Origin of the sequence: Phytohabitans houttuyneae, from assembly GCF_011764425.1 — a bacterium.
Taxonomy (GTDB): Bacteria; Actinomycetota; Actinomycetes; order Mycobacteriales; family Micromonosporaceae; genus Phytohabitans; species Phytohabitans houttuyneae.
Genome location: NZ_BLPF01000004.1, coordinates 554,149 through 567,500, shown reverse-complemented (window position 1 = coordinate 567,500; position 13,352 = coordinate 554,149). Strand labels below are relative to the sequence as shown.

The following is a 13,352-nucleotide window of genomic DNA, read 5'->3' as shown; positions in this document are numbered from 1 at the left end:
CCACGGGTCGATCACCATGCTCCGGCCGAAGCAGGTGCGCCCCGGCTCGTGGTCACCGATCTGGCCGGCCGCCAGCACGTAGCACTGGTTTTCGATCGCACGCGCCCGGAGCAGGACCTCCCAGTGGTCGCGTCCGGTGTGCATCATGAACGCCGCCGGCACCACGAGCACCTGCGCGCCGGCCACGGCCAGGCGGCGGTAGAGCTCGGGAAAGCGCAGGTCGTAGCAGATGGAAAGGCCGACGGGCACACCCTCGACGTCGGCCACCACCGTCTCCGCGCCGGGCGCGACCGAGCGCGACTCCTGGTACGAGACGCGGCCGGGGATCTCCACGTCGTAGAGGTGGATCTTGCGGTAGCTCGCGGCGAGCTCGCCCGCGCGGTCGAACACCAGTGACGTGTTGTACGTCCGCTCGGCGTCGGGCCCCGTCTCGTGGAACGAGCCGGCGAGCACCCACATCCCCAGCGATCGCGCCGCGGCCGAGAAGAACGCCGCGAACTCGCCGTCGACGCCCTCCGGCTTGGGGGCGCCGGCGCCGGGGCCGAGGTAGTCGACGTACTCCGGGAGGATCGCGAGGTCGGCACCGCTGGCGGCGGCCTTTTCCAGCAACTCGCCGGCGGCGGCGAGGTTGGCGGCACGGTCTTCGCGGGCGTTGAGTTGGCACACGGCGACGCGCATGCCGCCAGGCTACGTGGTCGCGAGCACGAGCGCCGTAGCCGCGAGGCCGAGCCCCGCGATCTGCACGGGCCGCAGCCGCTCGCGGTCGATGGCGAGCGCGAGCAGGACGGTGCTGGCGGGGTACAGCGCGGCGATGGCGGCGACGATGCTCAGGTGGCCGCGTACGGCGGCGGCGAGGTAGAACGCGTTCGCGATGATCTCCAGCGTGCCGGCCACCGCCGCCCAGCCCAGCGCCGTCCGAGGCAGGCGAGCCCCGGTGCGGGTACCAAGGAGGATCGCGGCGCCGACCCCGACGGAGGTGAGCCTCCCGGCGGCGAGCGGCCACATGCCCGCCTCTTCGCTGGACTGGCCGAGGAGCGCGAAGAACAGCCCAAAGAACACGCCCGCCACCAGCGACATCGCGATCAGCCGAGGTGAGACCGCGGTGCGGCCCGCGTGCGGCGCCAGGCTGACCAGCCCGATGGCGACGACCGCGAGTCCGGCGCCGCCGAGCGCCAGCACTCCGGGGGTACGGTCCGTGAAGAGCCCCACGCCGATCGGCACGATCGCCGCGGTGACCGCCGCGAGCGGGGCGACCACGGCCATCGCGCCGCCGGCGAGCGCGCGGTAGAGCAGCACGATCCCGACGAAGCCGGCGAGGCCGCTGCTCGCGCCCCACGCGAGGTCGGCCGCGGACGGCGTGCCGGGCAGCAGGATCACGCAGAGTGCCAGCGTGGGCAGGCACAGCGCCTGGGAGATCACGGTGACCGCGAGCGGATGGGCGCGCTGCGAGGCCCGACCGCCGGAATAGTCGGCGGTGCCCCAGATCAGGGCGGACACGGCGGCGAGCACAATGGGGGTCACCGTGCAGTGGTATCACAATATTGACCGCGAAGGACACTCCATTGACCGACACTGTGGCAGCGCTCACCGCGGCGGTGGCCGGGCACGTGCGCGCGTTGCGTACCGCCCGCGGCTGGTCCCTCGACGAGCTCGCCGGTCGGTCCGGGGTCAGCAAGGGCATGCTCGTGCAGATCGAGGCCGCACGGACAAACCCGAGCGTGGGGACGCTGGTGCGGATCGCGGACGCGTTCGGCGTGACGATCGCGCGGCTGCTCGAGCCCGCCGAGGAGCGCACGGTCCGCATCTCCGACGCCGACGCCGCACCACAGCTGTGGCGGGGTGACGAAGGCGGCTTCGGGCGGTTGCTGCGCGGGATGAACGACCCCAGCTTCGTCGAGCTATGGGAGTGGCGCTTCGCCCCCGGAGAACGCCACACGTCCGAAAACCACATGCCCGGTACCCGGGAGGTGCTGCACGTCATCGAGGGGACGCTGACGCTGACCGTGGACGGTACGGACCACGAGGTGGCCGCGGGCCGGACGATCGACTTCCTGGCGGACCGGGCGCACACCTACCGCAACGACGGCTCGACGGGCGTGCGCCTGGTGATGGTCGCGATCGTGCCGAACACCGAGTGGGACCGGCGAACGAGCTAGGCGGTCTTTTCCTCGCGGTGCTCCCGGCGACGGCGGCCCGTGAACTCGCGCGGCACGATCGTCGGGTACACGTTTTCCATGACCACCTCGCGGGTGATCAGGACGCGGGCGGCGTCGGGGTTGCTGGGCACCTCGTACATCACGGAGAGGAGGACCTCCTCCATGATGGCCCGCAGCCCACGTGCGCCAGTGCCACGCAGCATGGCCTGGTCGGCGATGGCCTCCAGCGCGGCGATGTCGAACTCCAGCTCGACGCCGTCGAGCTCGAAGAGGCGCTGGTACTGCTTCACGTAGGCGTTGCGCGGCTCGGTCAGGATCTTGATGAGCGCCTGGCGGTCGAGGTTGCGCACGGTCGTGATGACCGGGAGCCGGCCGATGAACTCCGGGATCAGGCCGAACTTGAGCATGTCTTCCGGCATGACCTGGCTGAAGATGTCGTCGGTCGAGCGGTCGGAGACAGCCCGCAGGTGGGCGCCGAAGCCCAGGCCGCCCTTGCCGACGCGCGACTCGATGATCCGGTCGAGGCCGGCGAACGCGCCACCGCAGATGAACAGCACGTTTGTGGTGTCGATCTGGATGAACTCCTGGTGGGGGTGCTTGCGCCCGCCCTGCGGCGGCACGTTGGCAACCGTGCCTTCCAAAATCTTCAGCAGTGCCTGCTGCACGCCCTCGCCAGAGACGTCCCGCGTGATCGACGGGTTTTCGCTCTTTCTTGCGATCTTGTCGACCTCATCGATGTAGATGATGCCGGTCTCGGCGCGCTTGATGTCGTAGTCAGCCGCCTGGATGAGCTTGAGCAGGATGTTTTCCACATCCTCGCCGACGTAGCCCGCCTCGGTCAGCGCGGTCGCGTCGGCGATGGCGAACGGCACGTTGAGCATGCGGGCGAGCGTCTGCGCCAGGTGGGTCTTGCCGCAGCCCGTGGGACCGATGAGCAGGATGTTGGACTTGGCCAACTCGACCGCTTCACCACCGGACCCGGGCGCGCCGGCCGCCTCTGCCTGGATGCGCTTGTAGTGGTTGTAGACCGCCACGGCGAGCGCCTTCTTCGCCTGGTCCTGGCCCACGACGTACTGATCGAGGAACTGGCAGATCTCCATGGGCTTGGGAAGCTCTTCCCACTTGACCTCCCCCGACTCGGCCAGCTCTTCCTCGATGATCTCGTTGCACAGGTCGATGCACTCGTCGCAGATGTAGACGCCCGGACCCGCGATGAGCTTTTTAACCTGCTTCTGCGACTTGCCGCAGAACGAGCATTTCAGTAGGTCGCCGCCGTCGCCGATCCGTGCCACCTACGTTCTCCCTGCGCTCATCGGCCGGTATGCCGGCCCTGGCCTGAGGACGATCCTGCCTCGTGGATCCTCGATCGTGTCCCGGGAGGGCCGGGACAAGTGCTGTGCACCTCGACGTTACCCGCTGCTTGGGCGTATTCCGACCCCCAAAATGGGTGTGTCAGGGGCTTGCCAGTGTAGAGGCACCGGCCAGCCCCTGACTCCCGGTAGGTCAGCTCGCGCTCGCGGCGGCGACGAGGCCCTTCTTCCGGCTGGCCAGGACCGTGTCCACCAGCCCGTACTCCTTGGCCTCGTCGGCCGTCATGATCTTGTCGCGGTCGATGTCCTTGCGAACCTTTTCGACCGGCTGCCGCGAGTGCACCGCCAGCAGGTCTTCCAGCTGGGTGCGCATCCGCATGATCTCCCGGGCCTGGATCTCGATGTCCGAGCCCTGCCCGTAGCCGCCCTCGGTGGCCGGCTGGTGGATGATGATCCGCGAGTGCGGCAGCGCCATCCGCTTGCCCGGCGTGCCGGCCGCCAGGAGCACCGCGGCCGCGCTGGCCGCCTGCCCGAGACACACGGTCACGATGTCGGGACGGACGTACTGCATCGTGTCGTAGATCGCCGTCATCGCGGTGAACGAGCCGCCGGGCGAGTTGATGTACATCGTGATGTCGCGGTCCGGGTCGGTGCCCTCGAGCGTGAGCAACTGCGCCATGACGTCGTTGGCCGAGGCGTCGTCGACCTGCACGCCGAGGAAGATGATCCGGTCCTCGAACATCTTGTTGTACGGGTTGGACTCCTTCACCCCGTACGACGTGCGCTCGACGAACGACGGAATGATGTACCGGTTGTGGACCTCGCGGAGGCCCGCCGGGATCTGCAGTTCAGTCATGGTGTCTTCCTCAGCTCAGCGTGCCGGCGCCGGACGGGACCTGGGTCGCCCCGGTGATCACGTGGTCGATGAACCCGTAGTCCTTGGCCTCCTGAGCCGTGAACCAGCGGTCACGGTCGGAGTCGGCCTCGATCTGCGCCTGGGTCTGCCCCGTGTGGAACGCGACCCGCTCCTGGAACATCCGCTTCGTGTAGAGCATCTGCTCGGCCTGGATCGCGATGTCGGAGGCCGTGCCACCCATGCCGCCGGACGGCTGGTGCATCATGATCCGCGCGTGCGGGAGCGCGAACCGCTTGCCCGCGGAGCCGGCGCACAGCAGCAGCTGACCCATCGACGCGGCCATGCCCATCGCGATCGTCTGCACGTCGTTGTCGATGAACTGCATCGTGTCGTAGATCGCCATGCCGGAGTAGACCGAGCCGCCGGGCGAGTTGATGTACAGGTAGATGTCCCGCGACGGGTCCTCCGCCGCGAGCAGCAGCAGCTGCGCGCAGATGCGGTTGGCCACGTTGTCGGTGACCTCACTGCCCAGGAAGACGATGCGCTCCTTGAGCAGGCGGTTGTAGACCGTGTCGTCGAGGTTGCCACTGAGCGCGTCGCCTCCGCGGGCCTCGATCGCCCGCGTGGGCATCACAGGGAAAAGCTGATCGGTCATGGCAAGCCCTTCGCAATTGTCTCCGTACGACCGACCTTATCCACTGCCGGCAGCCACGACCGCAACGTTCGCTCTCAGCGCACGGGCGCGCCGCGGCCGCCGGTACCCCATCTCAGTGGTCGTGGTCGTGGTCGTGCTCGTCGGCGCTCCCGCCGCGGAGGTCATCCATGTTCAGCTCGTTGCCGGCCGAATCGGTGATCTTGATCCGCTCCATGACCAGCGCGAGCGCCTTGCCCCGGCGGACATCGCCGAAGACGGCCCCGGCGGTGCCGGAGCGGACGAGCTGGTCGTAGTACTGCTGGGGCTGCACACCGGCCCGCTGCGCGCGGTGCATGATCTCGTGGCCGAACTCGTCGTCGGAGACCTGCACGTCTTCGGCGTCGGCGAGCGTGTCGAGCAGCAGCTGGATCTTGACGCCCTCGGTGGCCGCCTCGGTCAGCTCGGTGTCGATCTGCTCCTCGGTCTTCTCCTCCGCCGAGAGGTACTCCTCGAGTGAGGCGCCGATCCGCTCGAGCTGGTCGGCCATCGCCTGCTTGCGGTGGTCGACCTCCTCGCGCACGACACCCTCGGGGGCCGGCACGTCGGCGGCCTGGACCAGCTCGGCGAGAGCCTTGTCGCGGGCCGCGTAGAGCTGCTCGACCTTCTTCACCCGGGTGACCCGCTCGCGCAGGTCGTTGCGCAGCTCGTCGAGCGTGTCGAACTCGCTGGCCAGCTGGGCGAACTCGTCATCCAGCTCGGGCAGCTGCTTTTCCTTGACCGTGCGGACCGTCACCGAGACATCCGCGTCGCGGCCGGCGAAGTCGCCGCCGACCAGCTGCGTGACGAAGGTGGTCGAGTCGCCGGCCGACTGGCCGACGAGCACCTCGTCGAGGCCGGGGAGCAACTGCTTGCTGCCCACCTCGTGGGAGATGTTGGTCGCCGATCCGCCCGGCACCTCTTCGCCGTCGACGGTCGCGGCCAGGTCGATCTGGACGTAGTCGCCCTCCTGGGCCGCCCGCTCCACGGTCTTGAGCGTGGCGAAGCGCTCCCGCAGCCCCTTCACCTGGTCGTCGATCTCGCTGTCGCCGATCTGGAGCTCGTCGACGCTGATCTCGATGGTGGAGAGGTCGGGAAGCGTGATCTCGGGCCGCACGTCGATCTCGGCGGTGAACTTGAGCGGCTGGCCGTCCTCGATCTCCGGGAACGACTCCAGCTCCGGCCGGCCGAGCATCTTGACGTCGTGCTCGCGCACCGCCGCCAGGATCTGGGCCGGGATCGCCTCCTGGATGGCCTCGTTGATCACGGCGGCGCGACCGACCCGCTGGTCGATCACGGCGGCCGGAATCTTGCCGCGACGGAAGCCCGGGATCTGGATCTGCTGGCCGATCTCCCGGTACGCCTTCTTGAGGCTCGGCTCGAGCTCGACGAACGGCACCTCGATGGCGAGCCGCACCCGCGTCGGGCTCAGGGTCTCGACGGTGCTCTTCACAGGCGTACTCCTCGATGGATCTTTCAGGCTTGTGGGCCGTGCGGCGTCACGCGGACGCAATAGCGGCTCGGTCGAGTGTAGAGCGGAGCGGGCAGCGCCAGCCGCCCGGCTGGCGGCAAGGGCGCTGACCTGCGCAAACACTATCTCGGTCTCAGATGGTAGGCCTTTCCCTACCCCCAGCCGGGCGTCCAGCCCCACTGACCCGCGGCCGCGCCGCCGCGAGGGTTGTCGATGACGGAACGACGACGACTTGGGGAGTGATCATGGCAGGCGCGATTTCCCGGCGTTCGGTGCTGGCGGGGGCGGCGGGTGTGGCGGGCGCGACCGTCGGCCTCGGCCGGGCCGGGGCGGCGGGCGCCACGCCCGCCGCGGACATCACGGCGGTGACGGGGGTCACCGTGATCGACGCGGCGGGCGGGGCGCGGCGCCACCAGAACGTCCTGGTTCGCGGCGGCCACGTCCTCGACGCGGGCGACACCCATCGGGTACCGGTCCCGCACGGCGCGCGGGTCGTGGACGGCCGAGGGAAGTTCCTGATCCCCGGCCTCGCGGACATGCACACGCACGCGACCGAGATCGATCCGACCGACCCCGAGATGTACGTGGTGAACGGCGTCACCACCACCCGCCAGATGTCCTCCAGCGACGCGGTCCGCGGCTGGCGGCGGGACATCGAGTCGGGCGCCCGCCTGGGGCCACGCTGGGCGGTCGGCAGCTCCATCGTGGACGGCGCGCCGTCGCTGTGGGAGGGCCTCGGCGTTCCGTACATCGCGGTCGCCGACCCGGCGCAGGGCCGTGCCGCCGTGCGCCGGGAGGTGGAGGCGGGTGCCGACTTCATCAAGACGTACACCCGGCTGTCCCGCGAGTCCTTCCACGCGATCGCGGCAGAGTCGCGCCGCGCCGGCATACCGTTTCTCGGGCACGTGCCGGACTTCGTCCAGCTCACCGAGGCCAGCGACGCGGGACTGCACAGCATCGAGCACCTCTTCGAGTTCTGGTACGACACGTCCCGCGACGAGCAGCGGCTGCGCCGCGAGATCGCCCGCATCGCGATCGCCGGCGGCGACTACGCGGGGTGGTTCACCAAGCTTCACCCGATCGAGTACGCGGCGGCGCGCAGCTATGACAAGAGCAAGGCGGCCCGCGTCTTCGAGCGCCTCGCCCGCAACGGCACTCACGTCACGCCCACGCTCACCGTGCACTGGACCTGCGACGTGCCCGACGACGTGCCGCACGACGACCCGCGCTTCCGGTACGCGAGCGCGAACACGCTCGGGTACTGGCAGTGGGCGACCGAGAACATCTACCTCAAGGGGCGCACGCCCAAGGAGAGCGTCGAGCGGCGCGAGCTCTTCGCGCGGCGGATGCGGCTCGCCGGCGAGCTGGCCCGCGCGGGAGTGCCGCTGATGACCGGCACCGACCTGGGCACGGCGTACCTGCTGCCCGGCTTCAGCCTGCACGACGAGCTGCGCCTGCTGGTGCAGGCCGGACTGTCGCCGGCGCAGGCGCTGCGGGCCGCGACCCTGGAGCCGGCCCGCAGTCTGGGCCGCCGCGACCAGGGCACGGTCGAGCGGGGCAAGGTCGCCGATCTGGTACTGCTCGACGCCGACCCGCTGCGCGACATCACAAACACCACCCGCATCAACAGTGTCTTCGTGCGCGGCCACCTCATCGACCCCGCGGCGCGCTCGCGGATGCTCGCCGAGATCGAGGCCGCCGTGCAGGGCATCGCGCCGACCGGTGTCGTGCCGGCCGCCGCCGGCTGCGCTTGCCACGGCGGTGGCGCGCCGCGCATGAGCTGACCTTGTCCGTGAAGGCCGGGCCACTCGGGGGCCCCGGCCTTCATTTTGCGCGGCGTGCGTTTTTCCGAAGTGGGGACTTGGCCGAACGGGGGTGGTGCACAAATCGACGCCTGTGCCACCATCCCCTCGCCACGCGCCGAGCGTGGCGCGTCAACGGGGAGTCCATATGAGACTGAGTCGGTCAGCCCTGTCCCTGGTCACGTTTCTAGCCTTCATTCTCGTGCCCACCGCCGCGTCCGCGAAGCAGGACGACAAGTGCGGTGGGCGCCTGTCGTTCGGCGAGATCGCCGCCTGTTCCTCGATCGCCGACGAGCAGCAGCACGTCTTCACGTTCAACACCCGCCAGGATGCGGACACGATCTACCCGAGGCTCAAGACGCCGGACGGCGATTCGGTGAGCGCCAGCATCAGCGGGCCTGACGGTGTGGGCGTCTGCGCCGCGCACCTGTACGCCACGCCCTGCCGGCTCGGTGCCGCCGGCAAGTACACGGTCACGGTGTCGATGACCTACGGGACCGGTACCAACAGCTACCGCCTGGCGATCGAGTCGACGCGTACGCCGTCCGAGTGCACCAGGCTGGACAGCTCGTTCTTCTCGTTCGCCTCGCCGGGTGTGCCCGGCACGGTGCCGCTCGGCGCGGCGGCCGACTGCTACAGGTTCAGCCAGCCGACCGGGTCGGTGCTGTACCTGCGCGGCCTCGGCGGCGCGAGCATGGAGGGGCAGATCCTCGACGCGAACTACGAGACGGTGTGCGTCCTCGGCTACACGAGGCCGTGCACTCTGACCGGCCCCGCGCCGTACCGCGCCTTCGTCCTGTCGATGTACGGCGACGAGAGCGCGTACACGCTGAGGATGCCGCGGCTCTCGCAGTCGGTCGGCTGCCAGGTGACCCGGCCGACCACGTTCGGCGACCCGGGCGACGGCGCGGTCGCCGGCACCCTGACGGCCGAGGGACTCACCTGCCACAAGGTGAAGGCGCCGAAGGCCGGTGCGGTCGCCGTGCGCGTCGACCCGGACCAGGACGTGTTGTGGACGCTGTACGACGACGCGGGACAGCAGGTCTGCTCCGAGTACCCGAGCCCGCGGTACTGCCGGCTGCCGGTGGCCGGCAACTACACGATGCTGATGGAAAACCAGAACACGTGGGGCGACCCGGTGAACTACCAGCTCGCGATCCCCGCGCTCTACGCCAACGCCGGGTGCGAGGCGACGACGGGCACCTCGTGGGACCTGCCGACGCTCCTGGTGCACCAGACCTCGCGCGTGCAGACGAACTGCCAGCCGATCCGCGGCAACGCCGGCGACCGGATCATCACGTACAGCGCGCCGACGGTCTACAGCCAGATCATCACCTGGCTGGTGGACAGCACGGGCGGCGAGGCATGTCCAGATTGGACAGGCGAGGACGGCTGCGTGCTTCCCGCCACCGGCACCTACCGCGTCTTGTCGTACGTGCAGGAGTGGGGCGAGCAGGGGACGGACGCCACGTACAGGATGCAGGTGCGGCGCCTGTCCTCTCCCGCGGGATGCCCGACCCGCACGACCGGACCGTATGGCGCGGTGCCCGTACCGAGCGGCGTCCGCTGCCGGATCCTGGAGGTCCCCACACCGGGCACCTACCTGGTGAACGCCGTCAGCGCCGACAACGAGGAGACCTACGCCCACGTCTTCGACAGCCAGGGCCTGAGCGTGTGCGGCAGTCCTCAGTGCACGTTCACGGCACCGGGCAGGTACACGATGGTGCTGCAGGGCAGGCAGACCTACACCGTGATCGACAACAGCTTCGAGTACGCCACGGTGTTCCTCGGGCTGCCGCCGAGCGGCTGTGCGGAGGTTTCCGACGACGCCGCGCAGATCACCGCGCATTCGGACGTGTTCAACGGCGCCGGCCAGGTCCAGTGCCTGAAGCTGGCCAGCCCGGCCGGCGCGAAGGTGATCGAGCTCGTGCCCGGCGACGCGACGGGTGCCGGCCGGCCGGATGTGACCGTTGTCGACTCGACCGGGGCCTACGTCTGCGACTCGTCGTACTCGCTGCGCCAGGCGTCCTGCGAGCTGACGGGCACGGCGCCCTTCTTCGCGGTGATCAGGGCGACCGGGGGCAACCCCACGGGTCCGTACACGACGGCGTTCCCGCGCGTCGACGGCACGCCGGCCTGCGCGGTGCTGCCCCGGACCGCGGAGGGCGCCACGTTCGACACGAGCGCCGACCGCTTCGCGACCTGCTTCTCCATCCCGGCGGACGAGCACGCGGCCCGGGAGGTCTTCACGGTCCGCCGCACCGCCGGCACGGGTGGCGCGGCGGTGTCCATCTTCGACAGCACAGGTATCCGGTACTGCCAGGTTCCGTCGTCGGCCGACCGCACGTTCACCTGCTCGCTGCCCGCGGGCCCGGTAACGGTGATCGTCGAGGCGCACGCCGCCGACGCCACCTTCCAGCTCACCCACCGCGCCGCCTAGGGGTCCCGGGCGGCGGCCAGCGGTCGCGGGTGCGAGGTCGCAAACAGCGCTGTTTGCGGCCTTGCGCCGGCGCCGCGGGGCCGGGGGAGCTTGTCCAGCGCGGAGGGTGAGGCCGCGGGAGCAACGGTCCGGACCACGACGCACGTCGCGGTAGCTCAAGAAATCTTTTGAATTGGCTTGGGCGCCCCGCACGGTGGGGGCGCCCTGCCGCGGTCAGGCCCCGACGTAGGCGGCCAGGTGCTCGCCGGTGAGCGTCGAGCGGTCGGCCACCAGGTCGGCGGGCGTGCCCTCGAAGACGATGCGGCCGCCGTCGTGACCCGCGCCCGGGCCGAGATCGATGATCCAGTCACCGTGGGCCATGACGGCCTGGTGGTGCTCGATCACGATGACCGACTTGCCGGAGTCGACGAGCCGGTCCAGCAGGCCGAGCAGCTGCTCGACGTCGGCGAGGTGGAGGCCGGTGGTCGGCTCGTCGAGCACGTACACGCCGCCCTTCTCGCCGATGTTGGTGGCCAGCTTCAGCCGCTGCCGCTCGCCGCCGGACAGCGTGGTGAGCGGCTGGCCGAGCGTGAGGTAGCCGAGGCCGACATCGGCGAGCCGTTCGAGGATGGTGTGCGCGGCGGGCGTGCGCGCGTCGCCCTCGCCGAAAAACTCCTCGGCCTCGGTCACCGGCATGGCGAGCACCTCGGCGATGTTGCGGCCGCCGAGCGTGTACTCCAGGACCGATGCCTGGAAGCGCTTGCCCTCGCACTCCTCGCAGGTGGACTCGACGGTGGCCATCACACCCAGGTCCGTGTAGATCACGCCGGCGCCGTTGCAGGTGGGGCAGGCGCCCTCGGAGTTGGCGCTGAACAGTGCCGGCTTCACCCCGTTGGCCTTCGCGAACGCCTTGCGGATCGGCTCGAGCAGCCCGGTGTAGGTGGCGGGGTTGCTGCGCCGCGAACCGCGGATCGCGGCCTGGTCGATCACCACCACGCCCTCGCGGCCGGCGACCGAGCCGTGGATCAGCGAGCTCTTGCCGGAGCCGGCGACGCCGGTCACCACGCAGAGCACGCCAAGCGGGATGTCGACGTCGACGCCCTGCAGGTTGTGCGTCGACGCGCCGCGGATCTCCAGCGAACCGGAGGGCTCGCGCACCGCCTCCTTCAGGGACGCGCGGTCGTCGAGGTGCCGGCCGGTGATCGTGTCGCTCTTGCGGAGCCCCTCCACCGTGCCCTCGTAGCAGACCGTGCCGCCGCCGGTACCCGCGCCGGGTCCGAGGTCGACGACGTGGTCGGCGATGGCGATCGTCTCCGGCTTGTGCTCGACGACAAGCACGGTGTTGCCCTTGTCCCGCAGCCGCAGCAGCAGGTCGTTCATGCGCTCGATGTCGTGGGGGTGCAGGCCGATGGTGGGCTCGTCGAAGACGTACGTGACGTCGGTGAGCGACGACCCGAGGTGGCGGATCATCTTGGTGCGCTGCGCCTCACCGCCGGACAGCGTGCCGGCCGGGCGGTCGAGCGAGAGATAGCCGAGCCCGATCTCGGTGAACGAGTCGAGCAGGTGCTGGAGCCCGCCCAGCAGCGGTGCCACCGACGGCTCCTCGACGCCGCGGATCCAGTCGGCCAGGTCGCTGATCTGCATGGCGCAGACGTCCGCGATGTTCTTGCCCTTGATCTTCGACGACCGGGCCTCCGCGCTGAGCCGGGTGCCCTCGCACTCGGGGCAGGTCGTAAACGTGATAGCCCGCTCGACGAAGGCGCGGATGTGCGGCTGCATCGCGTCGACGTCCTTGGACAGGAACGACTTCTGGATCTGCGGGATCAGGCCGGAGTACGTCAGGTTGATGCCGTCGACCTTGATCTTGGTCGGCTCCCGGTACAGCAGGTCGTGCAGTTCCTTCTTGTTGTACTTGCGGATTGGCTTGTCCGGGTCGAAGTAGCCGCAGCCACGGAAGATCCGGCCGTACCACCCCTCCATGCTGTAGCCCGGGATCGTGAGCGCGCCCTCGTTCAGCGACTTGCTGTCGTCGTACAGGGCGGTCAGGTCGAAGTCGGTCACCGAGCCCATGCCCTCACAGCGCGGGCACATGCCGCCGAGGCGGGTGAACGTGGCCTTTTCGGCCTTCGTCTTCCCGCCCCGCTCGACCGTGATCGCGCCGCTGGCCTTCACCGAGGGCACGTTGAAGGAGTACGCGTTCGGCGAGCCGATGTGCGGCTTTCCGAGGCGGCTGAAGAGGATGCGCAGCATCGCGTTGGCGTCGGTGGCGGTGCCGACGGTGGAGCGGGGGTTGGCGCCCATCCGCTCCTGGTCGACGATGATCGCCGTCGTCAGCCCGTCGAGCAGGTCGACCTCGGGCCGCGACAGCGTCGGCATGAACCCCTGCACGAAGGCGCTGTAGGTCTCGTTGATCATCCGCTGCGACTCCGCGGCGATCGTGCCGAAGACAAGAGAGCTCTTGCCCGACCCGGACACACCGGTGAACACCGTCAGCCGGCGCTTCGGGAGCTCGACGCTCACGTCCTTGAGGTTGTTTTCGCGCGCACCCTGCACGCGAATAAGGTCGTGGCTGTCGGCGGCGTTCGGCGCGGCCGAGCGCGCCTTCGACGTCGTGGCCTTGCTCATCGTGTCTCCATCTCCTGCTGTGAGGCTGCCTCCACGCTGTGCG

10 protein-coding genes (1 of these 10 running past the window's edge) are annotated in these 13,352 nt (G+C 69.7%); 3 read left to right on the top strand and 7 right to left on the bottom strand.

The features are described 5' to 3' along the window. Nucleotides 1-678, bottom strand: partial view of a carbon-nitrogen hydrolase family protein gene (locus tag Phou_RS45235; protein ID WP_173070181.1) — the 5' portion only. The gene continues 117 nt to the left of window position 1, outside the view; only the first 678 of its 795 coding nucleotides appear in the window; it begins with the start codon at nucleotides 676-678; its stop codon lies off the left edge, out of view. 9 nt (nucleotides 679-687) lie between these two features. Next, nucleotides 688-1,521, bottom strand: a complete 834-nt coding sequence (locus tag Phou_RS45230) for an EamA family transporter (protein ID WP_173070179.1) — start codon at nucleotides 1,519-1,521, stop codon at nucleotides 688-690. A gap of 41 nt (nucleotides 1,522-1,562) precedes the next feature. On the opposite strand from Phou_RS45230, the gene Phou_RS45225 reads away from it, so the two are divergent. After that, nucleotides 1,563-2,156 (top strand): helix-turn-helix domain-containing protein, encoded by a 594-nt coding sequence (locus tag Phou_RS45225; protein WP_173070177.1) that lies wholly within the window; start codon nucleotides 1,563-1,565, stop codon nucleotides 2,154-2,156. On the opposite strand, the gene clpX is transcribed toward Phou_RS45225, so the two are convergent. The 4 genes from clpX to tig all read right to left on the bottom strand — a co-directional run bounded on the left by clpX (nucleotide 2,153) and on the right by tig (nucleotide 6,445). Continuing rightward, nucleotides 2,153-3,448, bottom strand: coding sequence for an ATP-dependent Clp protease ATP-binding subunit ClpX (gene clpX, locus Phou_RS45220; protein ID WP_173070175.1), 1,296 nt, complete (start codon nucleotides 3,446-3,448; stop codon nucleotides 2,153-2,155). The genes Phou_RS45225 and clpX overlap by 4 nt on opposite strands. 211 nt (nucleotides 3,449-3,659) lie before the next feature. After that, entirely contained in the window at nucleotides 3,660-4,322 is a 663-nt protein-coding gene (locus Phou_RS45215; RefSeq protein WP_173070173.1) for an ATP-dependent Clp protease proteolytic subunit, read from the bottom strand. Nucleotides 4,323-4,332: 10 nt separating this feature from the next. After that, on the bottom strand, nucleotides 4,333-4,977 hold the full coding sequence (locus tag Phou_RS45210; protein WP_281365182.1) for an ATP-dependent Clp protease proteolytic subunit: 645 nt from the start codon (nucleotides 4,975-4,977) through the stop codon (nucleotides 4,333-4,335). Between the two features lie 112 nt (nucleotides 4,978-5,089). Beyond that, nucleotides 5,090-6,445 (bottom strand): trigger factor, encoded by a 1,356-nt coding sequence (tig, locus tag Phou_RS45205; RefSeq protein WP_173070171.1) that lies wholly within the window; start codon nucleotides 6,443-6,445, stop codon nucleotides 5,090-5,092. A gap of 263 nt (nucleotides 6,446-6,708) precedes the next feature. On the opposite strand from tig, the gene Phou_RS45200 reads away from it, so the two are divergent. Together Phou_RS45200 and Phou_RS45195 are read left to right on the top strand one after the other, a co-directional pair. After that, nucleotides 6,709-8,247, top strand: coding sequence for an amidohydrolase family protein (locus Phou_RS45200; protein WP_173070169.1), 1,539 nt, complete (start codon nucleotides 6,709-6,711; stop codon nucleotides 8,245-8,247). Nucleotides 8,248-8,413: 166 nt separating this feature from the next. Then, nucleotides 8,414-10,705, top strand: a complete 2,292-nt coding sequence (locus Phou_RS45195) for a hypothetical protein (protein ID WP_173070167.1) — start codon at nucleotides 8,414-8,416, stop codon at nucleotides 10,703-10,705. Nucleotides 10,706-10,918: 213 nt separating this feature from the next. Here the strand turns inward: Phou_RS45195 and Phou_RS45190 are convergent, their stop codons facing one another. Then, nucleotides 10,919-13,309 (bottom strand): ATP-binding cassette domain-containing protein, encoded by a 2,391-nt coding sequence (locus Phou_RS45190; RefSeq protein ID WP_173070165.1) that lies wholly within the window; start codon nucleotides 13,307-13,309, stop codon nucleotides 10,919-10,921. Nucleotides 13,310-13,352 lie beyond the last annotated feature (43 nt).